We start from the raw sequence: 25,883 nt of genomic DNA on the forward strand, positions 1-25,883 counted from the left end.
GATTAACCTAAAATCACGGTCACCTGATTTACGCTGCCCGCTGGTTGCGCGTGAACTGCGTCCACGGATTCGCCATTGACCAGAATGGACTGTACGCCTTTGCTCACACCATGTGGATTTTGCACTTCAATATGATAAGTCGCGCCGCGCCATTCGCGGGTGACGTCAAAGCCCGGCCACGAAGTTGGAATACACGGATCAATTGTTAGCGTGTCAAATCCGGTGCGTACCCCCAAAATGAAGTTGGTGGTTGCGTAGTAAGCCCAGCCGGAAGTCCCCGTCAACCAAGGATGGTTGGCACGGCCGTGGTCTTGATGATCGCGGCCCATAATGAACTGCACGTAAGAGTACGGCTCGGCCACGCGGGTTTCGATGATGTCGTTCTGGTTATATGGGTTGAGCGCATCGTAGAATTCCATTGCGCGATCACCGCGGCCGAGTTTGGCTTCGGCGACCCACGCCCACGGGTTAGGATGCGAGAAAATCGCACCGTTCTCTTTTACGCCCTGGTATACGCGGGTGACAAAACCGATGTCATCATTGGGCGTTGCAAACGACGGCGCGTTGAGGTGTAAACCGTATTGGGAGAACAGGTACTGATACACGGCATCCATCGCTTTTTCGCCGCGCTGTTGTGAGACTGCACCAGACAAAACGGCCAGCGTATTGGACTCAAGGTGAACTTTGCCTTCTTGCTGTTCAAATGTGCCGATTTTATCGCCATCTTTGGTCAGGCCGCGAATGTACCAGCCGCCATTGTCATCCCACAAATGAGTTTCACATGCCTCGCGCACGCCGTTGGCCATCGCCTGATACTTGTCGATCGCCGCCGCGTCGTCGCGATGACGTGCCAGTTCCAAAAACGCTTCTAGTGCCCAGAAGTGCAGGAACGACACCATCGCAGACTCGCCGCCGCCAAGGTTGAGACAGTCGTTCCAGTCGGCGCGCAGTCCTTTACAAATGCCGGTTTGACCGACGTATTCCGCTGAGAAATCCAATGCTGCCATCATGTGTTGATACACGGTCGCATCGCCGCCGTCAGCGTAAGGGATCACTTCGTCAATAAAGCTCAGATCGCCCGTCTCTTTGACGAAGTTAAGAATGGTCGGCACGATCCACAGGTGATCATCAGAGCAGGTATCTTTGATGCCGTGGATCTTATCTTCATCCGATGGCGTCGGTACCACCGTTGGTGATTTTGACGGTTTGACATCGGCTTTTTCTGGATCGAACCAGTCAGGATCAAACAAGTGCAGACCATAACCTGCTTTAACTTGGCCGCGTAGCAGATCCACCAGACGCTTGCGGGTCATCGCCGGGTTAGTGTGCGGGACGGAGATCGCATCTTGCGCGGTATCGCGATAACCGAGGCCAGTACGGCCACCGACTTCAATGAACGAGGCAAAGCGTGACCACACCACACAGGTTTCCGCTTGGTACAGAGTCCAAGCGTTTATCATGGTGTTGAGGCCTTCATTCGGTGAACGGACCTGGAATTTCGCGCAGCGTTCGTCCCAGTGTTGTTTGATGCCCGCAAACGCCATATCGACTTGGCTGAGGTCTTGATACTTTGCACGCAGTTTTTCGCCGTTGCCTTTCCCGACACCCAGAATCACCGCAAAACGGACTTTTTCCCCCGGTTGCAGCACAAACTGTTTGTGCAGGGCGCCGCAGTGGTTGTAACAGGTTTGCGCGCTGTTCGAGCAGCGACCGTTGGCAACGGCAATCGGGTTGGCTTCGTCGCGGTACATACCGAGAAACGCATCACGCTGACCATCGTAGCTATCGGCATCAAACGTCGCGGTCAGGTAGTAGAAACCGAGGAAATCATCGGTGTTGTAGTACAGGTCGTATTCCAGCACACCATTGTTGTATTCGGTGCCCGCAGAGTAGAGCGACATCTGGTGGTTCTGGTTGTCTGAGGCGATGTGACTGAAGGAGAACTCAACATAGCTGAATGCACTGATGGTGCGAGGTTTATCCGAGGTGTTTTCAATTTCGACATCCCACACCTGAGCATCTTCACCTTTCGGCACGAACAATGTTTTAGTGGCCACAATACCGTTGTAATCACAACGGAATTTTGAGTATGACAAACCGTGGCGTACTTCGTACTTCGCGTCGTCGAGGTTTTTGGCAACGGGCTGCCAAGAGACTGACCAGAAATCACCAGTTTCATCATCGCGCAGATAGATGTAATGTCCTGGACGATCTTGCGTGAAGTTCGGGCGGAACTTGGTCACACGGTTGTACTCAGGAGAATGATAGAAAGAGTAACCACCCGCATTGTGCGAGATGACGGTGCAGAATTTTTCCGTACCCAGATAGTTCGTCCAAGGCGCAGGAACATCGGGACGAGTAATGACGTATTCGCGATTGTCGTTATCGAAATAGCCGTATTTCATGGTAATTTCCTTTTTAAACAGTGGCGCACTGGCGCCACTCAATGTCGATGCTAGAGAAAACGTGTTGGGTTATGCTTTCCATGGCGCCCGGTAACGGATGCCTTGTTGATCAAGCAAAGGTAGATGGCCTTTGAGACGCGCCAGATAATCGTGCCAGTCGCGTTGCGATTTCTGCGTCCAGGCGGCCTCCGCCAATGCGGTTAAGCGCGGATAAATCATGTAGTCCATGCGGTTTTGGTTGTTGACCAGTTCACACCACAGCGCGCACTGAATCCCCAAAATGCGTTTGCGCAGTGGGTCCTGTTCCGGCACTTCGGCGAGCGGCTCGTAGCAATAGGCACGTTCCAGCGGCGTCACGCCTGCCCAGTCCACGCCCGGTTCTTCCGGCGCGTAGTCCTGAGCTATATCGAGGTAAGTAAACTGGCCCGGTTGCAAAATGACATCAAAGCCCTGACGTGCGCAGTTCAGAGCGGCTTGCTCTGACAGCCAAGAATAAATCACGGTATCTTTGCTGACTTTATCGCCATGCTGGGCCTCTTCCCAACCCACCATGCGTTTGCCGAGCGATTTGAGTTTTTTCTCCGCATAGCGCAGCAGGTGACCTTGCAACTCTTTGGCCTCGGTATAGCCATGTTCTACCATCAACGCCTGACATTTCGGGCTGTTGACCCACACACCATCCGGCACTTCATCGGCGCCGATGTGAATGAAGTTACTCGGAAACAGCGCGGCGACTTCTTCCAGCACGAGATCAAGAAAGCGGTAGGTGCCTGAAAGGGCAGGCGATAACACGTTGTCGTTGTAGTACTGAATGCTGCGATATTGTGATTGGTCGTCTTCATCGAGCAGCCATTCCGGCAACGCTTTGATCGCCGCACGGCTATGACCGGGGATATCAATTTCCGGAATTACCGTGATACCGCGCTCTGCGGCGTAAGCGATCACCTCGCGGATGTCATCTTGGGTGTAAAAGCCACCGTGTTTTTCGGTCAGCAGGCTGTATTGTGGTTCCAGCACCTCGTCGACGCCGCGCCAGGCGCCAATGTCGGTCAATTGAGGCAGGGCTTTGATTTCAATACGCCAGCCTTCATCGTCGGTCAGATGCCAATGAAAGGTGTTGAACTTGTAATGCGCCAGTTGGTTGATGAGACGTTTAACGCGTTCCAGCGGATGAAAATGACGCGCGCAATCAAGCATCATGCCGCGATATTTAAAGCGCGGTGCGTCTTTGATTGCGATGTGTGGCACACGCAGACTGTCGCCATCCGGGCGAACCAATTGCAGTAACGTCGCACTGGCGTGAACAAAGCCCACGTGGCTGCTGGCTTCTAAACGAACGCCTTTGCGATCAACCGATACCTGATAGGCACCTTCATCCAGGGTTGGGTTGGTGCGTAGCACAATATCAGCACTGCCAATCGGGTGCGGTTGCCAATGGTAGAGACGTGTGAGTTCTTGTTTTAGCCAGGTTGCTGCCGTTTCTGCACAAGACGATTGCAATGAGATCTGGCTGGCGGCAGTGAGAATAAATTGACCATCCAGCAGTTCAACATGATTGGGTTTGGGCAACAGACTCAGCGGGGCGGCGTTGACCTCAGGGATTTCGCTGCGTTCACGATACGGCGATGCCAGTGCGATTGGCGTGACGATGACATCGTGACGGATGACAGGCTCACGCTGGTTCAGTTGCACAAACGCAGCTTTGATGCCGTCAGTGTAGTAATGAAACGGCGCCGTTTTGATGCTGAATTCACAATAGAAATGGCCGTTAGCTTTAATCACACTTTGAGCGGGAACGAGCGAGCAGAAACTACCTACCTGATTGATCTCGCCATGGCTGATGCTGTCGGGCTGAATGTAGCGATCAATGGTAAAGTGCAGACTCCAGTCCTTTAAGTCCTGATCACTGAGGTTGTGCAGTGTCAGACCAAAACGGCAGAACTGTTTGTGTTCCGACAACACTGCGAAATCTATTCGATAGTTCATGAGCAACCCTTAATACAAATTATGCTCGGTTTTACCGGCAAACATTAATGCGCCCTCCATCGCATCCGCTTGCGGTGCGGCGATCCATTGCTGAACGGGAGGGGATAACCATGCGAGAATACGTTCTGCGATGCTGCCCATCAGGCAGATTCGCTGTGCCCCTTTGCGGTGCAGGGCGTGCAAAAACATTTCAACGTCCGCCGCTGTCTGTTTGAGTAGCGAAATCGCCAGTTCATCTCCTTGGTTCGCAAACGCGAAAATCTGCGGAGAAAACTGACCGTAGTCACGGGGTAAAGCTGATTTAGACCAAGCCACAATGGCATCAACATCGTGTTCAAAATGCTGCATGACAAACTGACTGAGTGGCGTCGCCGCATAGATCCCATCTTCAATCAGCAACACTTGTTGAATCAGGCGTAATCCCATCACTGCGCCGCTGCCCTGATCGGAGATCGGGAATTCACGTCCGCCTACCACATGCTGGTGGCCATCTTGCAGTAAAATGCCGCATGAACCAGTGCCTGCGATCATGATCGCGCCATCGTTTCCGTTATGTGCGCCGAGACAAGCACCATAGGCATCGGTATTGAGCGTGAGAGAAGCAAACGGATGAGGCAGTTGCATAAATGCTTGCCAAGCGGATTTTTGTTCTGCGCCAGCCAGTGCCAGACCCACGTGCAGTTGGTCAAAGCAACCTTCATTCAGGCCACCTTGTTGGGCAGCCAGCGTAATGGCACTGATGACGGATTGCAGCGCGCTTTCAACACCGAGCAGTATGTTGGCACTGCCGGTTTTAGCTTCACCAATCAGATGACCTTGTCCATCGCGAATGCGCGCTCGGCAGGAGGTACCACCGCCATCAATACCAGCGTAGTAGAGACTCATGCGCCACCTCGTGGGGTTGAGAAAAAATCAAATTGATGAACGATGGCCAGCAGATACCAGGCTCCGTGTGGAATCCATTGCTCACCCCAGCGCCAGTTTTGCAACATATCCTGATCGTGTGGTTGCGGGTTGAAGGCAATGTCCTGTTCATCCTCGAAACCTGCGGTGATGCCGTTGCACACGCCGCCTTTGGCATTGAAGAACCCTAAATGAGGCAGGTAGTCCGGATTGTTACGGCCATGGCCGTCGAGCATGCACATGTCATATGGGTTGAGGCCGACAATCCAACTGAGCGCATTGTGTGCGAGTGTCAGCATGCCGTGTTTTAGCTCGTCGTCGGTGAGGTAATCCTGAACGGCAAAGGCCATCGCGGCCAGTGAACTGAGGCGCGCATTTTCTCCTTGCCACCAGTAGCCGCTTTCGTTGTCATGAGTAATGAAAAATGCGCTACGTTTGCCGCCGTGAAGGTCTTTCACGTACTGACGTGGATAACCAAACGGATTGTGTACTTCACGCGTAATGCTGAGCTCAAACTCACAAGCCCGATGTAGAATCTCCAGCGCGTTGTGGCGTGCGCTGTGTTCGGTTTCAATCGTCAGATATTGGCACAGAGCGATCACGGGCAGGCCCGCTTCTGCGGCATGGTAATAGGGACGAGAACCGTCACGATTAGCCGACCAGAAATAGTGCTGTTGTTCATCACTGTGTTGACGCGCCAGCAGGCGAGTAGCCCACTCTCGGGCCTGATGCAGGTAGTCAGGCTGCTGAGTCGTAGTAAACAGTTCACAAGTCGCCATCAGCGCGCAGTACTCATCGATGATGTTCTCTTCACCATCATCTAGGTAGCGCTCATTGCACTCTTTCAAATGCCAGTAGCCATGCTCGGCTGCCGCCAGATAATGCTGCGGGGTAAAATCCCCTCCCACGCTTTGGCGAGCCGCTGCTGCCAATGCCGCGATCGCCATGCCTCCCCCCTGGCGAAAGCCAGCCTGGTAGGCATCGGACTTCACACCTTGCTGGGTGGCGTAGGCACAAATCTCCCGTTGCGCCGTATCTTTGCTCCATTGATCAAAGACAGTCATGTAAAAAAATCCCTCGGGATTTTGCATACGAAGCAGAAAATCAGCACCAAACAACGCTTCTTCCTTGAGGCGAGTGCGGGAAAACGGTGCAAAACCCGAGTGATTGTCTAAAAGCGCCAAGCTTTTGAATATGTTCCAGACCACCATAGGTGTTTGCTGTGGGTTCAAATAGTTGGCGTAAGAAAGGTGACTTAAATACTTACTGACGTCACCAGAAGCGTCGTACCAGCCTCCGTGCACATCGGCAGTGGTTGAGGTGCCCAGAAGCGGTACGTGCTTGTCTTGTTGATCGAAAATGCCGCCGCAGCGTTGCGACTTAAAGTAGTGCAGCACATCGGAAAATGTACGCTGCATCAGAACTCCGTTGCCAATCGTAAATGGTTGTGACTGCGCAGTTTCGACACACAGATAGAAGTCGCCTTCACGACGAATATGTGAAAAATCAATACGATGAAAATACCCTAGATGCCAGTTTGCAACCTGGCCACCACATGCAAATGCGATGCGCTCAACCGTTTGGTGAGTGCGGGCGCAGACCAATAAGGCTTCTTCCACTTGCAGATGAGCCACATGCGTTAACAAAACCGCGTGTTTAGGGCCGGAAGCTTCATAGCCGATGTGGTTGATGAGTAACTGCATTCAACGTCTCCGAGTGAATTGGCGCCCGCAGAACGGGCGCTCAGGCTTAGTTTTCGTACAGGTAACAGCGAACAAAGTGGTTGTCAGACAACTGAGTGATGCCCGGAAGCTGCTCACGGCATTTGTCGGAAGCGTGCAAACAGCGACCGGCAAACGGACAACCGACGGAATCTGGTGTCCAGAGCGGGATTTCACCTTTATTGCCTTTCAGTTTTTCGTGAATCGACTTCTTCGGATCCGGCACCGCAGAAACCAGCAACTGAGTGTATGGATGCTGAGGATCGTGAATGATTGCTTCGGTATCGCCCCATTCAACCATGTGACCGACGTACATCACCGCGAGATCTTCCGCGATATAACGTGCAGTCGCGATGTCGTGCGTGATGTACAGCAACGACATCTGCTTCTCGAATTTCATCTCTTCCATCAGGTTAAGTACGCCGGCACGGATGGAAACATCCAGCATGGAGGTCGGCTCATCTGCCAGTACCACTTCTGCGCCGACGGCGATGTTGCGAGCCAGATTGACACGCTGACGCTGACCACCGGAAAGCTGATGCGGATATTTGGCTGCGGTCTCTTTGGGTGGGATCAGACCAACCTGTTCCAGCAGATCGTAGACGCGTTCTTGAAGCTCCTTTTTGTTGCCGGGCTTCACCTTTTTATGGATCAGTAACGGGCGAGCAATGTGGTGAAAAATGGTATGGGTCGGGTTGAGAGAACCGAACGGATCCTGCCATACCATCTGAACGCCTTCGCGGTAAAGCATGAGATCGCTACGAGACTTGATCGTTTGAATATCGCGGCCTTTGTACTCGATCTCACCCGACGTTGGCGCATACATTTTGGCGATCATTTTCGCGGTGGTGGATTTGCCCGAACCGGATTCTCCCACCACGGACAAACCGCGGCTTTTATACATCTTGAATGACACGTCGTTGATCGCACGCATCATCGGTTGTTTGAGTGCGTTACTGTTGATCGGAAAATCCTTAACCAGATTTTTGCCTTCCACCAGTAGTTCGCCGAATGGTTTACTCATATTAAACTCCAGAAATTCTGTCTCTACCGGACTTACAGTTTCACTTGGGCAATTGGCGCACCATACAGGTGGCAGTTGGATAAACGCCCCGGCTCAATCTGACGCAAGCTGGTCGGGATTTTGGTACACGCTTCGTGTACTCGATCGCACCGCGCCTGAAAGCGACAGCCCTGTGGAATTTCCAGCAAGTTGAGCGGGTTACCCGGAATCCCCGTCAGGCGAGTTTTCGGTCCGGTTAAAGGTGGAAACGAACTGCCAAGGCCTTTGGTATATGGGTGATAAGGGCTTTGCAGAATTTCTTTGGACGGCGCCACTTCAATCAGTTCGCCGGAGTACATGATGCCGATGCGATCTGAGAACTCGACCATCAGAGATAAGTCGTGCGTAATGAACAGAATTGAGAAACCGAATTCCTCTTTCAGGGCGTAGATCTTTTGCAGGATCTCGCGCTGTACCACCACATCCAGCGCTGTGGTTGGCTCATCCATAATGATCATCTTCGGATTTAGTGCCAGTGCGATGGCGATCACCAGACGCTGGCGCATGCCGCCAGAAAACTGGTGCGGATAGTCGTTCAGGCGGCTAGGGTGAATATCCACGATTTCCAGTAGGCCTTCCGCGCGGCGTTTAGCCTGCTGACGATTCATGGTGGTGTGGCGCATGATCACGTCGCAAAATTGCTCTTCCATGGTCAGAACGGGGTTGAGTGCGTTCATTGCGCTCTGGAACACCATTGACATCTGGCTCCAGCGGAATGACTGCATACGGTCATCGCTGTATTTAAGAATGTCTTCACCATTGAAAATTACCTCCCCCCCGGTGATGAACGCGGGCGGCTTATGCAGGCGCATCAACGAAAAGGCGACGGTTGATTTACCACAACCAGATTCGCCTGCCAGGCCAAACACTTCACCTGGTGCGATATCAAAGCTGACGTTGTTGCAGGCGCGCACGTCGCCGGCGTCGGTAATGTAGTCCACACATAAGTTGCGGATCGAGATAAGTGGTGCTGTCATGATTATTTGTCTCCGCTCCAGATGGCTGTTTGTGGTGCAGGCTCTGGTTTACGCGCCTGCTTGTCCCGTGCCGCCAGTTTTTTCCAGCGCTTCATCCCTTTATGAGAGCGCAGTTGCGGGTTGGCAATTTCATCCACGGCAAAGTTCAGCAGTGCCAGACCGGTGACCAGTAATGTCAGAGAAATACATGGTGCCAACAGTTCCCACCAAGCGCCGATAAGCATGGACGATGAGGTCTGTACGTTGTAAAGCATGATGCCCCAACTAATGGTGTTCGGATCGCCGAGTCCCAGGAAGGAGATCGTTGCCTCCATCATGATGGCGTACATCACTGAGCCGATGAAACTTGCGCCGACAATCGAAATCAGGTTCGGTAGAATCTCAACGAAAATGATGCGCCAAGAGGATTCACCCAGCACTTCGGCAGCTTTGACAAACTCTTTCTCACGCAGAGCCAGAGTTTGGGCACGAACCACACGCGCCCCCCAGGCCCAGGATGTGCAGCCGATGATTAGGGCGATGGTTAACGGGCCTGCTTCTCCGATGAAAGCCGCAACCACAAACAACAGAGGGTACTGAGGAATGACCAGCATGATGTTCATCGCTGCTGTTAGAAAGTCATCAACCCGCCCACCAAAGTAACCAGCGGATACCCCAAGTACGGTTGCCAGAAAACAGACCGTAATGCCGGCACCAAAACCAACTGCCAGCGAGACGCGCGCCCCGTAAGCAACTTGTGACCATACATCTCGGCCCATACGGGTGGTGCCTAGCGTGTGGTCGGCATTTTTCGACAACGCCATCGTGCGGCGATCGGTCGCGAGATTCTCTGCCACCCAACCATCAGGATTGGCTTTGGCTGCTTTCACGACAAAAGCCGGATATTCATGTGGGTTACCCGTACGTTTATCTGGGGCATGTTTAGTAATCAGCGGGGCTGCCAGTGCAATGAACAGGAAGATGCTCAGAATAGTGACACCCACCATGGCAACACGGTTGCCGCGCAGTAGTTTCCAAAGAGCTTTCATGATTATTTACCTCCCTTGCGCAGGCGAGGGTCGAGCACGACGTACAACATGTCCGCCAGTAGGTTAAAGAACAGCATAAACAGCGTCATGATCAGAAGTTGCCCTTGCAGAACTTGGTAGTCACGAGCGGTGATTGCGTTGAATAGTACGGTGCCCAGCCCCGGGTAGTTAAAGATGATTTCAATAATGAGCTGGCCGCCGATAGCCATCCCCAGAGACATAGACAGAGCGGTGACACTTGGCAGCAGGGCATTGCGAGCAGCGTAGTTAAAGACCACTCGGTTTTCGCTCAGTCCTTTGCCTTTCGCCATCGTGATGTAATCTTCTGCCAGCAGGTTGATCATGTTGTTTCGCATATTGACCAGAAAACCGCCGATTTGGACGATGGATGCACAGATCAAGGGCAGCACAGCGTGGTAGCCGACATCTTTGATGAATGCCCAACTGGTCCAGTCAGGGGTTGTCCCTGCAGTGTAGGCGTAGCCGGTTGGGAACCAACCAAGGCCTATCGCAAAGGTAAACATAGCCAGCATAGCAATGACCACTTGGGGCACCGCTTGGATGACCAGCATGCCTGGGGTGATGAAGGTGTCGTAGTTGCTCCCCCGTTTCCAGGCGGCGAAAATGCCCAGAATTGAGCCAATCGAAAACGAGATCACCACGGCCGTACCCGCTAAGAACAACGACCAACCAAACGCCCCGCCTAGCAGTTCATTCACACTCAGTGGATAAAATTTGATAGAAGTCCCCAGCTCCCAGCTGAAGATACTTTTCATATAAGTCGCGTATTGCACATACCAAGGACCATCAACGAAACCGAGCAATTTTTGCATCGCTTCGATACGTTCTGGTGTTACTTGCGTTGTGGCGTTAGCAAACATCATGGTAACCGGGTCACCAGGCATTGCCCGCGGAATAACAAAGTTGAGCGTTGCGGCGACCAGCAACGCGGCAAAGTAGAACGACAAACGTCTTAAAAAATAACCCATAACTCACACACCTTACTCACCCAGTCTGTTCCTGAACTCCGGTTCAGGTCGCTCCTTGCGAAAATTGAGAGCGAGAAATCCCCTGACGACGAGCGCCATATTGACTACTAAGCAAGGGGATTTTAATCAGCGGCGCACAATGGGTGCGCCGCAAAGATAGAACGTTTACTTAACTGGTTTCAGATCCAGTACGTGTAGCAGACGCTCAGGGATACCAGCCCAAACACTTGGACGGCCTTTAGGATTTTCTTCGTTCCACCAACCAGTGAAGCGAGTCGTGTTGTACTGATACATCCAAGCGCCAGACATCACAGGAACCGTAACTTGGTTTTCAGCAATGATCTTCTGAATACCGTGTGCGATTTCCATCTGCTCGTTCTTGTCTGCTGTTTTGTAGAAGCTGTCCAGCAGGCCATCCAGTTTGTTGTTTTTGAAGAAGTGCATTGCGAAGCGAGGCATACCGTCGCCTTTCTGTAGTGCTGAGTTGTACGCACTGTTCCAGTAAGTGTATGGGTCTGCACCGTGGAAGTAGTTGGTGTACGCTACGTCGTAGGTCCCTTCCAGCATCGCTTGGTTGTAGACTGCAAATTCTGGCGTACGCGCTTTCGCTTTGATGCCCACTTCTTGTAGCTGTTCTACTGCCAGTTGTACGGTGTTGTTGAAATCAGTCCAACCGTTTGGCGATTGAATCAGTAGTTCAAACGACTTGCCTGATGGTGTTTCAACGAAAGCGTCACCGTTAATGTCTTTGAAGCCTGCTTTAGCCAGCAGTGCTTTAGATCCATCGACGTCGTAGGTGTTGAAGCCTTTGTACTTGTTGTGAACCGTTTCATCAGACCAAGACTTGAACGCGTAACCCAAACCAGATGCAAAGTCGTTCACGGTACCGCCGCCATAGAAGGCGATATCGATGATAGTCTGGCGGTCAAGTGCCATTGAGAACGCACGGCGGAAATCTACGTTATCCAGTGCTTCTTTCTTCGCTGGATCTGGGTTTTTGAAGTTAACTACGAATGCCTGTGTGCCCGCCGCTGGGTACCAGTAGTGGTGATTCGGGTTCGCTGCTGCGTAAGTGCGGTCGATATCCGGAACGAATGATGATGTCCAGTCGAGCTCAGAGTTGACAATTTTACCCAGTAGTTGGTCGTTGTTGGCGATTTGAGGAACACGCAGACAGTCGACTTCCAGGTTTGCAGCATCCCAGTAATTCGGGTTGCGGCACTGAATGTAAAGTTGTGGAGTAAAGGTGTCGATTTCTGTAAATGGCCCCGTACCTACTGGGTTTTCGTTAGTGAATGTGGTTGGATCTTTCACTTCTTTCCAAACATGTTCAGCAACGATTGGCACCTGAGAAATTTCATAAGGGACGTTAGAGTTGGCTTCTGTCAGGCGGAAACGAACTTTGTAGTCATCGATTTTCTCAACACTGGTTACCCATTTGTTGATACCACGTTGATCAAGCTCTGGTTTGTTCTTCAGGAGATTGAACGAGTAAAGCACATCGTTTGCAGTAAATGCCTGACCATCAGACCATTTCACGCCTTTACGAATGTCGAATGTCACACTCATCAGATCGTCAGACATTTTGTAGCTTTCTGCCAGACGCATTACCGGAGTGTTGCCATGCATTTCGTTAAAAACAACCAGCGGCTCGTAGATGAAGTCAGTGGTGGTACGTAGGTTTGTGGCTAAGTACGGGTTAAAGTTACGCACCATTGTAGGGTAGAAATCTGGCACGATGGTTAGCTCACTACGGGCAAATGCCGGAGCTGAAACGCTGGTTGCTGCAGCAATAACTGCGGCTGCAAGTGCGGTTTTCTTAATATTGGCAAGCATAGCTGTTCCTTACTATTTGCTTTTATTTCACAAATGGAGTCGAGTGCTATCGTTTGATCAACACTCACAAGGACCTACCTCATTGGGTGTTACCAGGTCGGAGGTACCCGATAACATGAGTGGCCTGTAGGCCTTTGACAGAGGTAAGGAAACACCTTGTGGAGGAATTTATCAATTTCATTTCCCGTTAAAAACGTCAAAACATCCAAGCTTGCCGTCACAAACGTCAAAATTGACTAAAAAACTTTCTGCGTGACTGAAAAGTAAGCAGTGGCGTCGGTCACATAAATTTTTCGATTACCTAATGTGTGTGAGTGTTTACTATCGTTATGATTTTCTTTGTGTATGGCTTTGTTTGGTTTTTTTAGTTAGTGAGATCTTGCTCACTGTGAGGTTTTTGATGTAATTTTTCCTCAGAAATTAAATCTGGCGAATTGTTGTGATTCGTTTCGCAAAGTTGTGTTATCCGCTTCAGGAAAGGGAATAGAACGACCCATTTGGTGGCTTGATTGACGTGTTTTGTGTTCAGTTTACGTTATTGGATAAGGTTTATTTCGACGTAAAAATGAAGCGCGTCCGCCGTTAGTAATGGAGAGGAAATATTTCAGTAGACCGTAACCGTCATGAGAGATCTGTCGTCAGATTTTAGGTAGTAAAAAGCCCACCAGAAGGCGGGCTTTTGGTCTCTTATTCAGAGGTGAGCAGCTTTTGCAGTTTGTCGCGTTGTACTTCAATGTAGGTACGTTCAGGCCCCTGCTCCTGGCAGTGGTCGAGAATGTAATCCAGCGAATTGAGTACCGTGCGCCACCGCGGTGTTTTAGGCAGTGTTTCGATACGCAGATACTTGTCGAGTGTGCGGGTCTGCAGCGTGCTTCGGTCCAGATAGACGCGCCATAACCCACTTTGTTCTGCGAACGTGAATTTGCTTTGCCCGGAGACTTTCTCCCAATAGTTGAGGGCTGATGTCATCGCATCCACCAAGACGGCGCGCATCAAGTCCTGCTTAGATTGGCTGTCACCTGAGGCTTTGTCTGCCAGACGGGTAAATTCTCCCCCCAGTTCTTTGAGTTGCTGCAGCTTATCCTTGTCGCCTTCAAAGGCATAGCTCGACAGGGCTTCAACGGCGGTTTCAAGGTTATGAATACGCGCAGCGTTAATGCTGCCACCCACATTAAAGATATACATTGCCTGTAATCCGGCGCCTTCTGGCAGACGGAGGACATCAGCATTGACGTGTTGCCGAATATCATCAACAAAAATATCGACGTTGCCGCAATAATGTTCCTGTTCGACCAGCAGATACTTCGGAGCGATCAACTCATCTGCGTTAGAACGCTTGATTTGCTCCTGACTGCGTTTAAACAGGCGCGAAGCAGCTTCATTGGCAAAGCGGATTTTGTGATCTTCACGAATACAAACAATGGCTTCCGGTGCCGATTCCAGCTGTTCCAACAAACGTCCTTGTGTTTCCAGCAAACTGGCCTCAACCATCGCGCGGTGCTTCAATTCTTTCTGCAACTCGGCGTTTTCAATCCGACGTTGTTCTGCTTTGCTTGCTGTCAGGTGCGCGATAATACGTGCAGCCAGTTCCTGTTTGTTGAAAGGTTTGGACAGGTAGTCGTTGGCACCCGCTTCAAAGCCTCGTACGCGATCGTCGGTTTGATTCAGAGCGGTCAGCATAATTACTGGTAATTGAGCGTGATCATACGTTTTACGCAGCTCTTCACAAACCTGATAACCGCTCATACCGGGCATCATGATGTCGAGTAATAGCAGCTCTGGTTTCTCTTCAGCCACAGCTTTCAACACTTCATTGCCATCCTGTGCGGTGCGTACACGATAGCCTTCTAAACGCAGGAAGCTGTCCAGAACACGTAAGTTAACCGGCTCATCATCCGCGACTAACAGCAGTGGGCCGTTCGGATTTTCCGGAATGCTATGATTCTCAGGCAGATCCAGTTCCGTAAATTCAGGAGCCTGGAAATGGGGTAGCTGCGTCAGTTGTGCGGCAGCAATCTCTTGTTCTGACGCGATTGGCAGGGTGAAACTAAAGGTAGTGCCAACCATAGGTTGGCTGCTGACATACAGCGAGCCATGCATCAACTCAATTAACTGACGGCTGATGGAGAGTCCCAGTCCTGCCCCCTGACGATAGCGGCTAGTGTCATGTCCGGCTTGAATCAGAGGTTCAAAAATGTGTTCCAGCTGTTCGGCCGGAATACCTTGCCCGGTATCCACGACCTGAACGCGAATATGGTTATCCACTTGATTGGCTGAGATGACAATCTTACCTTCCGAGGTGTATTTGATGGCGTTGCCGATCAGGTTATACAACACCTGTTCCAAACGCTGGGCATCGGCAGATACCCACACCGGATTTTCGGCGACTTGGTTAATAATGCGGATTGGCTTTTTGCCCAACAGATGATTAGACAGTTCCAGCACCAAACGCGTGGCATTGGACAGATTAACCGCAGTCCTGTTGATGTCGAGATTGCCGTAGCGCATTTTGTGGTAGTCGAGCAAGTCATCCACCAAAGTGGCCAGTCGTTGACCGCTACTGATGATAATGTCGAGCTGATACTTGTGTGCCGCATTAATTGGACCATTGGCGCCGGAAATCAGCGCCTCGGCAATACCGATCATGCCATGTAAAGGCGTTCTGAGTTCATGCGAAGTTGTGGCGAGAAACTCATCTTTCAGTTTGTTGGCCAACTGCAATTCATCGTTCTGTTTACGAATGATCTGAATATTGCTTTCCAACTCTTTATTCTGCGCCTTAATCAGTTGCATCTTCTCGCGAATAGAGCGTTGCATACGTTCAAAACTCACCGCCAACCGACCAATTTCATCACGCCGATCGGTGTTGATCATGGTTTCATCCAAGTCGCCAGCGGAGACACGCTCCGCTGCCCAGGTCAGTTTAAGGAGCGGAGATGTAATGAAGTTAGACAGATAATGTGAGGCGATCACCACCAAAATAATTGCGGTCAGCATGGCAAAGATGAACAGCTTCTCCAACTGACGGACGCGCGCAAAGGCCTCTTTTTCTGGTAGTTCAACCACCAGTGCCCAATGCAAATCTTTGAGGTTGATAGGGGCGTAAGCGGCGATGGTTTTTTCCCCGGCCTGATTAGTATAAGTGCCAACAGAACGACTGCCGTTCAGCGCCCAATCAATCACTTGAGTACTCTTATCGATCTCTGGTTGCTCGTAAGCGAGGGTACGCGAGCGATGATCCTGGCCGACCAACAGAGTGCGCATTGAAGAGGTGCTGTTGGTATCTGCAATCAGCTTGGTAATGCCATTATTGGGCAGGCGGAACATCGCATAACTGTGCAAGTAGCCTTGCTGAATGATTGGTGCGCCCATCCACGCATATTGACGGCCATTTTCATCAACAAAATCAGACAGTACGACAGGGGTGTAATCTTCATTGGTTTTACGGTGTTCGCTGACCTGCTGTTCTAGTTGGCGGAAGGTTTGACCCAGATTACTGTCTTTAAATTTTCCCGTCAGCAGATTGGTGCCGTAGTTGGCATTTTTAAAAATGGAATACACCACGTTTCCGTTGATATCGACCAACAGAATATCGTCAAAATCGGAACGCTTAAGCAGTTCCATATACGCCCAGTGGTAGCGTTTATGCAACAAGCGATAGCGTTCGCTGCCGACGTAACTGCTCGACTCTGGTAACACGGAGGTTTTGATTTGGTCGCCGGAACCCGGTACATAACGTTGCTGCGCATGCTCGCGCGCCTGAACGATATCGACTCCCAAGCGCTGAAATGCGTTGACCAATCCATAGAAGCGACCGCCACTGGCGTAAGCAAGTTCTGAGCGGACAAAGCCCATCACTTCAGACTCTTTAGCCGTGAGGTAGTCGATTACTTGCTGCTGTTTGGTATCCCGCACTGACAGAAGATGCGATGTGCTTTGTTCCTGCAAGTCTTTACTGTGAGATTGAAGGAAAAAGATTGCCGTCACCGTCAGAGGGGTGATGCTGAGAACCAGGAACGCCAGCATAAGAGTATTCTGCAGGCGCTTAAACTTTTGCTTCCGATTGAACCTAAACATAGAAAAGGCGTTACTTTGGTGGCACTGATCCGTGCAGAAAGCACGAATGAGTTAAGTGAATGACAAGAAGTACCTGAAATAACGAAATTAACGAGTTTTTTTACTTTGACAAGTAAGTTGGGTTCAAAGCGTGGGCATGGACGCAGTTTTCGGTCGGATAGTGGCGAAATTACCGCTAAAAACGGCAATTTCGCGTTGCGGGAATTATTTCTGTGCGTGATAAATCGTGAATTTATTGGTCTTATTTAACGTCTCGCAATTACCAAACGCTTGTTCGATGATCGGCGGATATTTGAGAAAACTGTTGGCGACAACCATCAGTTGCCCACGAGGTTTGAGATACGCCGGGGCTTTGGCCAGCAAGGTTTCTGTGGCGTTATAACTGGTGTCCAGACCTGCGTGGAATGGTGGGTTAGTGACGATAAACTGATAATCAGAGGCGGTATCTGAATAAACGTCTGACGCAAAGACGCGGCCGCTGAGGCCGTTGGCAGCGAGTGTTTCCTGGCTTGAACGAATAGCCAGCGCGCTGATGTCACACATCTCCAGCTCAATTTCCGGATTGAGAGTGGCCATGACACACCCCAGTACTCCGGCGCCACAGCCGAAATCCAGCACTTTTCCGCGCAGGGCTGGTAGTGTGTCGAGTAGCAAACGACTGCCAATGTCAAACTCACCATGACTAAATACGCCGGGTAGGCTGCGAATAGTGAGGTTGTATTGCTGGTACTGAACTGGGTAGGACTTAAACCAATCGTTGAGGTTGAATGGTTTTACGCTTTGCGTGCATTGGCCCCAGTAAAATGAGCAACGACGTGCAGAGTCATACTTTTGAATCAATCCGTACGGTGCGAACATTTTCTCAATGCTTTTCACTCCGGAACGATTTTCACCGACCACGACGATCTCTGTATTTTCGCCCAGCTTTGCCATCAGCATCGCCAGCAAGTATTCTGCTTCCAACTTGGCTTTTGGCCAATACAGCAGCACCATGTCGGCGTCGATCTCGTCGACCAGTTCGGCTCCAAAGTAACAGTTCAGTGCCGACTTGCCTTGCAACTGGCGATAGTAACCATAGTTGGTGGTAAATACGGACACAGACGCGCAATGTTTGGCCAGTTCTAATGGAAACAGGTCTTCTGCTTCTCCGGCAATCAGTACATGTTTACCTTCAAAGTAGGCCAGCTGGCGCTGCGCGATCTGACTTGGAGCGATGTAATTGGACATAACAGACTCGACACAAAATAGGGGGGCTGATTTTCGCATAATCAGCCCGGTGCTTGAAGTGCTTTATCTGCTTTACGTTGAGGATCAGCTGTTGTCTTGGTTGTTCAAAAAGCCCTGAAACTCTTCTTCGTAAATGTTAAACAGCACGATGGTAATGGCAAAGATAAGTGGCCCATAAATCAGGCCAATTAAACCAAACAACTGAATCCCTCCGAGCAGAGAGAAGAAAATCATCAGCGTATTCATACCGGCACTACCCTGCATCAGGAACGGACGCAGCAGGTTGTCGATGGATCCGACCACGGCAATACTCCACACGGCGAGGAAAATCGTCCAGGTGGTATCGCCGACAACAAACAGATAAATCGTAGCTGGAATCCAGATTAATGCCGTACCGACCACCGGAATGAAAGAGGCAAAGCCCATCATGGTGCCCCAAAACAGACCCGGGAACCCGGCCATCCACATCCCCAAACCACCCGCGGCACCCTGAGCGATGGCGGTTAAAAATGATCCCATCACTGCCGATTTCGACACCTGTTCGATTTCAGACAGCAGTTTGTCTTCCTGGCTGCGTGACAGCGGCAGAATATGGCGAATAGCAGAGATGATTTTGTCGTGATCGCGCAGCAGGAAGAACAGGACAAACAGCATCAACAGAAAATCCATCAGGAAGTTGGTGGCATCGCCGAGAATTTTTGCGCTGATACCAACCAGATTAGTGCCAAATGAAGTCGCAAATTGTCCGACTCTTTGTGCGATTTGTTGCGGCGTTATTTCATCAAACGGTAAGTAATGGTTGGCCAGCGACAACCCTTTGACCACCCAAGGATGGTTAAATACCGTTTGAATACCGCCGTGCGTTACCCATTGATAGACGTTTTGTGAAAATTTTGACCCTTGCTGAACAATCGCTCCGAAGACAAACAGTAGTGGAATGACGATAATGAAGGTCAGAATGATGCACGACAGCAGCGAAACCAAGTTTTTGTGTGAAGGCAGCTTGGATTCCAGTTTCTCATGGATAGGGAACATCAGAAGTGAGATGATGAACGCCATCACAATTGAGTTCACGTAAGGCTTGACCAGTAGGTAACAGGTGAACGCCGCTGCCAATAAAGCAACGATCAAAACCCAGTGACTGGAGGATATTTTCAGTTTTTCAGGCACGGTAGCGGTCCCATGTGATAATCAATTGGGTTTATAATGGCTGCATTTCAGGCAGTTAGCAATGAGGAGCAGGAAATGGGATGTTGCGATAACGATAAAGGTTGTGAAAGCAAGCTGGCGAAACGTCGCCGTCTGCCTTGGCTTGGTATTGTCATTGGCGTGCTGGTTGTGTTGGTTGTCATCAATTGGCAGTAAACGACCAGATACTACGTTTGAGATATAAAAAAGGCTGCGTGTGCAGCCTTTAGTCTTTTTCGCGAGTGTTTACGCTTCCTGAGCGAGAATAGCGAAGCTGCGGTCCGCGGCTTCGAGTGTCGCATCAATTTCTTTAGAGCCGTGTGCCAGCGAAGTAAAGCTTGCTTCAAAAGCAGAAGGTGCCAGATAAACGCCGTGTTGCAGCATCAGGTGGAAGAACTTCTTGAAGCGTTCTACATCGCACTTAGCCACATCTTCGTAGCAGGTAACGCTGCCTTGATCGGTGAAGAAGAAGCCGAACATACCACCGACTTGGTGAACCAGCAGTGGAATTCCGTGTTTGTCCGCCAGCTCTTTGAAGCCGTCGGCCAGTTGTTTAGTTTTCGCTGCCAGGCGTTTTTCGTTGCCTTCTTCTTTCAGCAAAGACAGACACGCATAACCCGCTGCCATTGCAATTGGGTTACCAGATAAGGTACCCGCTTGATAAACCGGACCGGTTGGCGCAATGTATTGCATCACGTCTTTACGGCCACCGAATGCGCCGACTGGCATACCGCCGCCAATCACTTTGCCCAATGTGGTCAAGTCTGGTTTGATGTTGTAATGCGCTTGAGCGCCACCCAACGCAACGCGGAAACCTGTCATCACTTCATCAAAAATCAGCAGCGCGCCTTCTTGATCACAGATTTCACGCAGTCCTTCGTGGAAGCCTTCAACGGGTGGAATACAGTTCATGTTACCCGCAACAGGTTCGACGATGATACACGCGATTTCGCCTTTGTTGGCTGCAAATAGCGCACGAACTGAATCGAGATCGTTAAAGCGCGCCGTCAGCGTGTATTTAGCAAAGTCTGCTGGTACGCCCGGAGAACTTGGTTGGCCCAGAGTCAGAGCACCTGAGCCAGCCTTTACTAACAGGCTATCGGCATGGCCATGGTAACAGCCTTCGAATTTGATGATTTTGTCACGGCCAGTGTAACCACGAGCCAGACGAATCGCACTCATGGTTGCTTCAGTACCTGAGTTCACCATACGCAATTGTTCCATTGATGGCACCAGTTCCGACACCAGTTCTGCCATCGCAATTTCCATTTCGGTCGGCGCACCAAAGCTCAGGCCACGATGGGCTGCGTTAATAACCGCTTCACGAATCACAGCGTGGTTGTGACCGAGAATCATCGGACCCCATGAACCCACATAATCAATGTAAGCTTTACCGTCAGCATCAAAAATCAGGGCGCCGTCTGCACGGTCAACAAACAGTGGAGAACCGCCTACGCCATTGAATGCGCGCACTGGAGAGTTTACGCCGCCTGGAATTCTGGTTTGTGCCTTTTGATAAAGATCTTCTGATTTGGTCATGGATAGTTCCTCTTGATGATTGCTCGGACCAATGTGGGCTGCATTGTACGCTTATGCGACGCGAGACGAAATATTTTCCCCAATTTTCTGCGCCCATTCACAGAGTCAATGAGCGAGTCTGGTATACAAAGGGCGTTAAATCATTCGCTTGGCTAATACTTTACACTCGGAGATGCTGAAATTCCGGCTAATACTTGAACGGATAAGTCAGGTATTGGATAATCGTGGCAACAGCATAATTAGACAGACCTGACGCTGAGCCTGAAATGACTTAAGCGCGGGCACATACACGAGTGAGAGAGGTCGTCGTGAGCGAAGTAAATGTACCATTATCCTTTTCGGATGCAGCGGCAACACGCGTAAGAGCACTGATCGCTGAAGAAGAAAATCCTGCACTGAAACTGCGCGTGTATATTACCGGCGGCGGTTGTAGTGGTTTCCAGTACGGCTTTACCTTTGACGAAAATGTCAATGACGGAGACACCACGATCGTAAACAGCGGCGTGACCCTAGTGGTTGACCCGATGAGTCTGCAATATCTGATCGGCGGTGTGGTTGATTACACTGAGGGCCTGGAAGGTTCACGCTTCTTTGTAAACAACCCGAACGCGACAACTACTTGTGGTTGCGGTGCATCATTCAGTGTCTGATCTCAGACCACAGATGCCAGAGTCAGTCGTGCTTATCGGCTGACTCGCCTACGTATTGAGGCCGTTGCGTAGGGATATAATTATAAGGGATTATTTATGTCTCACCCTACGTCAGGGCGCCTGCCAATCGGCCGTTGGTTAACACAACGACCTTGGTTTTTTTCTGCATTTCTAATCATTATTCTTTCCGTTTGGCTTAGCCTCGGTGCCACCAATGCCGAAGAGCGTAGCGAGCCAAAAACGGAAGCTATCCCTCTCGCGCGAGTGCAGTATCAAACCTTTCACGCGCAGCCTACTGAAAAGAAAATCGACCTTTATGGGCGCACAGCGCCGAATCGCCAAGCTCGTTTGGCGGCAGAATTTAGCGGCCGAATTTTGGAACTGGCGGTCAACAAAGGTCAATCTGTTACACGTGATCAGGTGATTGCCCGGATTGAAAAAGGCGATTTGGCCGCTCAACTCGAGCAGGCCAAAGCACAATTACGGGTTCGTGACCAAGAATATCAGGCTGCAAAGTCGCTCAAAAACCGAGGTCTACAAGGTGAAGTGGCTTACACCAATGCTGTTGCGGCGCTGGCGGAAGCGAAAGCCGCAGTCAGCCGGGTTGAGCTTGCACTGCGCCACACTCAGGTTCGTGCACCCTTTAGCGGCGTGGTTGAATTGTTGCCTATCGAGCAGGGGGATTATGTTGGCATCGGTGACCCCATTGCCACGTTAATTGAACTCAATCCTTTGGTGATCGAAGCCAACGTCAGTGAGCGCCACATTCAGAGCCTGTCGGTCGGACAAAAGGCCGTTGTACGTTTTATTGATGGCGCGCAGAGTGAAGGCACAATTCGCTATCTGGCACGGGTTTCGGACCCTGCCACCAATACTTTTGCGATTGAAGTGGAAGTCCCCAATCCACGAGATGCCATGCCGGCAGGTGTGAGTGCTGAAGTGGAACTGAATCTGGCCGTTCAACCTGCGGTTAAAGTGACTCCTGCGATGCTGGCGCTGGATGCGGAAGGCAATCTCGGGGTTAAAACGCTGGTGGACAATATCGTGCATTTCGTGCCGATTCAATTGGTCAAAGCCGAGCAAGACGGCGTGTGGCTGACGGGCTTGGGTGACCGCGTTGATATCGTTACCCGTGGGCAAGGATTTGTGCGCGATGGTGATCGCGTAATTGCGGTTTCGCAACCTGTCAATCCATAGGAGAACGCCATGTTTACTTTGATTGACGCCGCGTTGTCCCGGGCGCGAACTATGCTGACGCTGCTGGTGTTTATTCTTGTGGCTGGCGTGTTGACCTACTTTACGATTCCCAAGGAATCGAGTCCGGATATCACTATTCCAATCATTTATGTCTCGGTCACCCATCAGGGCATCTCGCCGGATGATGCGGAACGTTTGATCGTGCGCCCTCTCGAGCAGGAATTACGCTCAATAGAAGGCATCAAGGAGATGACGGCCAATGCGGCGGAAGGTTATGCATCCATCGTGTTGGAGTTTAACGTTGGGGTAGACCTCAACAAAGCGATGGCTGACGTACGTGACGCGGTTGACCTCGCTAAGCCCAAACTGCCCGCCGATAGTGACGAACCTGTGGTAAACGAAGTGACTCTGGCCTCTGAGCAACCCGTGTTGTCGGTCGTTCTGTATGGCACAGTACCAGAGCGGGGCATTGTACAAATTGCCCGAGCTTTGCGGGATAAACTCGAAAGCTATCGTCAGGTCTTGGAAGTCGATATTGCCGGCGATCGAGAGGATATCGTAGAGATCGTGGTCGATCCTCTGCTGATGGAAAGTTATGGTCTCGATCAGGGCGATATTTATAATCTGATCGCGCTCAACAACCGTGTTGTCGCGGCCGGATTTGTTGATACCGGTTACGGCCGTTTTTCGGTGAAAGTGCCTTCCGTCTTTGATTCCTTGAAAGATGTGTTGGAGTTGCCCGTCAAAGTTGAGGGCAAAAGAGTCATTACTTTTGGCGATATCGCGACGGTACGCCGCTCATTTCGCGACCCGGAAAGTTTCGCCCGTCTTGACGGGAAATCGGCGCTGGTGCTGGACGTGAAAAAACGCGCCGGAGAGAACATCATCGAAACGGTTGAACTGGTAAAAACGGTACTTCGCGAAGCGCAAAAGCGTGAAGACTGGCCGAGCAACCTGTTGGTGAAATATACCTGGGATGAGTCCAAAGACGTTCAGTTGATGCTTAATGATCTGCAGAACAACATTCTGTCCGCCATCATTCTGGTGGTTATCGTCATTATCGCTATCCTGGGTGTCCGCACCGCATTTCTGGTCGGGGTTTCGATTCCCGGGTCTTTCCTGACAGGGCTTTTGGTGTTGTCGGTGTTTGGTTTGACCGTCAATATCATCGTGTTGTTTTCACTCATCATGGCCGTCGGCATGCTGGTGGATGGAGCCATCGTGGTGACGGAGTTTGCGGATCGGCGCATGCAGGAAGGCATGCCACGCAGCGAAGCGTATCGTGATGCAGCCAAACGCATGGCCTGGCCCATCACTGCGTCCACGGCTACCACGCTGGCCGCGTTTGCCCCTTTGTTGTTCTGGCCGGACATTACTGGCGAGTTTATGAAATTTTTACCACTGACGTTAATTGCAACGTTGGCAGCATCGCTGGTTATGGCGATGTTGTTTGTTCCGGTATTGGGCAGCCTGATCGGTAAGCCGCAACATGTGTCTGCGCAAAATCAGGCGCGCATGATCGCGCTACAAAACGGTGAGTTTGAACAGGCAACGGGGATTACCAAGCTCTACTACCTGACGCTTGCCGTCGCGATCCGTCATCCGGTTAAGATTCTGCTTGCCGCCATCCTGATGGCGGTAGGAGTGGGCGTCACCTACGCCAAAGCGGGCCTTGGGGCCGAATTTTTTCCTGAAGTGGATCCGCCGTTTTTTACCGTTAAAGTGCGCTCTTATGGTGATTTATCGATTCAAGAAAAAGATACCATCATGCGCGAAATTGAGCTGGTAATGCTGGGCCATGACGAGTTTGAAAGTGTTTACACCCGCACGGGCGTGGATGATGGTATCGGTCAGATTCAGATAACGCCAGTTGATTGGCAGTATCGGCGTAAAGTGAAGACCATCATTGAAGAACTCAAACAGGTCACGGATCAATTTGCTGGCGTTGAGATCGAGTACAAGTTTCCTGATGCTGGTCCGCCAAGTGAACACGACTTGGTTATTGAACTTTCAGCGCGCAGTCCTGATGAACTCAATGCCGCCGCTAAACAGGTCAGAGCTTGGGCAGATGCTAATCCGGCGTTCACCAACATCAGCGACAGCAGTAACAAGCCTGGTATTGACTGGCGAATCGATATTCGTCGTGACGATGCTTCACGTTTTGGGGCGGATGCCACGCTGGTGGGGAATACGGTTCAGTTTGTGACTAATGGCCTCAAAATTGGCGACTATCTGCCGGATGATGCCAATGAAGAAGTAGATATTCTGGTTCGCTATCCGGCGCAGCAGCGTGATATTGGCCGCTTTGACCAGCTAAGGGTGAAAACGCAGGCTGGTTTGGTTCCGATCACTAACTTCGCGTCCATCAAGCCGGATCACAAGCAGGACACTATCAAGCGGGTCGATGGTCGCCGGGTCATCAATGTCATGGCTGATCTGAACGAAGGTTATAACTTGGCGTTGGAGCTCCCCAAAATAGAACAAGCACTGTCAGAATTATCGTTGCCATCCAGTGTTGATTTTCGTCTGCGCGGGCAAAATGAAGAGCAGGAGCATTCAGCGGCGTTTTTACAGTCCGCTTTCGTGGTGGCTCTGGTGGTGATGGCGCTGATTCTGATCACCCAATTCAACAGTTTCTATCAAGCCTTTTTGATTCTGAGTGCGGTGTTGTTTTCCACCGTGGGGGTGTTTGCCGGGCTTCTTATCTTCCACAAGCCGTTTGGCGTGATTATGTCGGGTATTGGTGTGATTGCGTTGGCCGGGATCGTGGTCAACAACAACATCGTACTGATTGATACCTACAACCAGCTGCGCAAACGTGGCTTAAGTAAACAGGAAGCCATATTGCGTACTGGCGTGCAGCGCCTGCGTCCGGTGATGCTGACGACGATCACTACGATTCTGGGCTTGCTGCCGATGGTGCTGGAGATGAACATCGATATAATTAATCAGAAGATTGAATTTGGCGCGCCGAGCACACAATGGTGGTCGCAACTGGCGACGGCTGTGGCCGGAGGTTTGGCGTTTGCTACTCTTCTGACTTTGGTCCTGACACCGTGCATGTTGATGCTTGGTCGGGAGAAAAAATGAACCGGAG

Annotated in this window: 17 protein-coding genes; 4 read left to right on the forward strand and 13 right to left on the reverse strand. The window is 50.9% G+C overall.

Annotated elements, in window-relative coordinates:
* Positions 1 to 2: 2 nt before the first annotated feature.
* The 12 genes from DYA43_RS01930 to DYA43_RS01985 all read right to left on the reverse strand — a co-directional run bounded on the left by DYA43_RS01930 (position 3) and on the right by DYA43_RS01985 (position 19,382).
* On the reverse strand, positions 3 to 2,405 hold the full coding sequence (locus tag DYA43_RS01930) for a glycoside hydrolase family 94 protein (protein ID WP_061056155.1): 2,403 nt from the start codon (positions 2,403 to 2,405) through the stop codon (positions 3 to 5).
* 69 nt (positions 2,406 to 2,474) lie between these two features.
* Positions 2,475 to 4,391, reverse strand: coding sequence for a beta-N-acetylhexosaminidase (locus DYA43_RS01935; protein WP_061056156.1), 1,917 nt, complete (start codon positions 4,389 to 4,391; stop codon positions 2,475 to 2,477).
* Between the two features lie 9 nt (positions 4,392 to 4,400).
* Positions 4,401 to 5,276: a glucosamine kinase nucleotide-binding domain-containing protein gene (locus DYA43_RS01940; RefSeq protein WP_061056157.1), complete on the reverse strand. Its 876-nt coding sequence runs from the start codon at positions 5,274 to 5,276 to the stop codon at positions 4,401 to 4,403.
* Positions 5,273 to 6,997 carry a glycoside hydrolase family 9 protein gene (locus DYA43_RS01945; RefSeq protein WP_061056158.1) on the reverse strand — a complete coding sequence of 575 codons (1,725 nt, stop codon included), beginning with the start codon at positions 6,995 to 6,997 and terminating at the stop codon, positions 5,273 to 5,275. Before DYA43_RS01945 ends, DYA43_RS01940 begins: the two co-directional genes overlap by 4 nt.
* Before the next feature lie 46 nt (positions 6,998 to 7,043).
* The gene (locus DYA43_RS01950) at positions 7,044 to 8,039 is read right to left on the reverse strand and encodes an ABC transporter ATP-binding protein (RefSeq protein WP_061056159.1); all 996 of its coding nucleotides are present in this window, start codon (positions 8,037 to 8,039) and stop codon (positions 7,044 to 7,046) included.
* Between the two features lie 32 nt (positions 8,040 to 8,071).
* Positions 8,072 to 9,055 (reverse strand): ABC transporter ATP-binding protein, encoded by a 984-nt coding sequence (locus tag DYA43_RS01955; protein ID WP_020332021.1) that lies wholly within the window; start codon positions 9,053 to 9,055, stop codon positions 8,072 to 8,074.
* A gap of 2 nt (positions 9,056 to 9,057) precedes the next feature.
* Positions 9,058 to 10,083: an ABC transporter permease gene (locus DYA43_RS01960; RefSeq protein ID WP_061056160.1), complete on the reverse strand. Its 1,026-nt coding sequence runs from the start codon at positions 10,081 to 10,083 to the stop codon at positions 9,058 to 9,060.
* Between the two features lie 2 nt (positions 10,084 to 10,085).
* Positions 10,086 to 11,072: an ABC transporter permease gene (locus DYA43_RS01965; RefSeq protein WP_020332023.1), complete on the reverse strand. Its 987-nt coding sequence runs from the start codon at positions 11,070 to 11,072 to the stop codon at positions 10,086 to 10,088.
* Between the two features lie 165 nt (positions 11,073 to 11,237).
* A complete protein-coding gene (locus tag DYA43_RS01970) occupies positions 11,238 to 12,908 on the reverse strand; it encodes an ABC transporter substrate-binding protein (protein WP_061056161.1) in 1,671 nt (556 codons plus the stop codon).
* A gap of 687 nt (positions 12,909 to 13,595) precedes the next feature.
* The gene (locus DYA43_RS01975) at positions 13,596 to 16,985 is read right to left on the reverse strand and encodes a hybrid sensor histidine kinase/response regulator (RefSeq protein WP_061056162.1); all 3,390 of its coding nucleotides are present in this window, start codon (positions 16,983 to 16,985) and stop codon (positions 13,596 to 13,598) included.
* A gap of 204 nt (positions 16,986 to 17,189) precedes the next feature.
* Positions 17,190 to 18,212: a 16S rRNA (guanine(1207)-N(2))-methyltransferase RsmC gene (rsmC, locus tag DYA43_RS01980; RefSeq protein ID WP_020332026.1), complete on the reverse strand. Its 1,023-nt coding sequence runs from the start codon at positions 18,210 to 18,212 to the stop codon at positions 17,190 to 17,192.
* 84 nt (positions 18,213 to 18,296) lie between these two features.
* Positions 18,297 to 19,382: an AI-2E family transporter gene (locus tag DYA43_RS01985; RefSeq protein ID WP_061056163.1), complete on the reverse strand. Its 1,086-nt coding sequence runs from the start codon at positions 19,380 to 19,382 to the stop codon at positions 18,297 to 18,299.
* A 36-nt stretch (positions 19,383 to 19,418) separates the two neighbouring features.
* On the opposite strand from DYA43_RS01985, the gene DYA43_RS22935 reads away from it, so the two are divergent.
* Positions 19,419 to 19,577 (forward strand): hypothetical protein, encoded by a 159-nt coding sequence (locus tag DYA43_RS22935; RefSeq protein ID WP_154184033.1) that lies wholly within the window; start codon positions 19,419 to 19,421, stop codon positions 19,575 to 19,577.
* A 69-nt stretch (positions 19,578 to 19,646) separates the two neighbouring features.
* Here DYA43_RS22935 and hemL read toward each other — a convergent pair whose 3' ends face one another.
* Positions 19,647 to 20,939 carry a glutamate-1-semialdehyde 2,1-aminomutase gene (hemL, locus tag DYA43_RS01990; protein ID WP_061056164.1) on the reverse strand — a complete coding sequence of 431 codons (1,293 nt, stop codon included), beginning with the start codon at positions 20,937 to 20,939 and terminating at the stop codon, positions 19,647 to 19,649.
* A 308-nt stretch (positions 20,940 to 21,247) separates the two neighbouring features.
* On the opposite strand from hemL, the gene erpA reads away from it, so the two are divergent.
* From erpA to DYA43_RS02005, 3 genes are all read left to right on the forward strand, one after another.
* The gene (gene erpA / locus DYA43_RS01995) at positions 21,248 to 21,589 is read left to right on the forward strand and encodes an iron-sulfur cluster insertion protein ErpA (RefSeq protein ID WP_020332030.1); all 342 of its coding nucleotides are present in this window, start codon (positions 21,248 to 21,250) and stop codon (positions 21,587 to 21,589) included.
* A gap of 96 nt (positions 21,590 to 21,685) precedes the next feature.
* The gene (locus tag DYA43_RS02000; RefSeq protein WP_061056165.1) at positions 21,686 to 22,786 is read left to right on the forward strand and encodes an efflux RND transporter periplasmic adaptor subunit; all 1,101 of its coding nucleotides are present in this window, start codon (positions 21,686 to 21,688) and stop codon (positions 22,784 to 22,786) included.
* A 9-nt stretch (positions 22,787 to 22,795) separates the two neighbouring features.
* Complete coding sequence (locus DYA43_RS02005; RefSeq protein ID WP_061056166.1) at positions 22,796 to 25,876, forward strand: efflux RND transporter permease subunit; 3,081 nt, start codon at positions 22,796 to 22,798, stop codon at positions 25,874 to 25,876.
* The last annotated feature ends 7 nt before the right edge of the window (positions 25,877 to 25,883 follow it).

Source organism: Vibrio fluvialis (assembly GCF_900460245.1).
Taxonomy (GTDB): Bacteria; Pseudomonadota; Gammaproteobacteria; order Enterobacterales; family Vibrionaceae; genus Vibrio; species Vibrio fluvialis.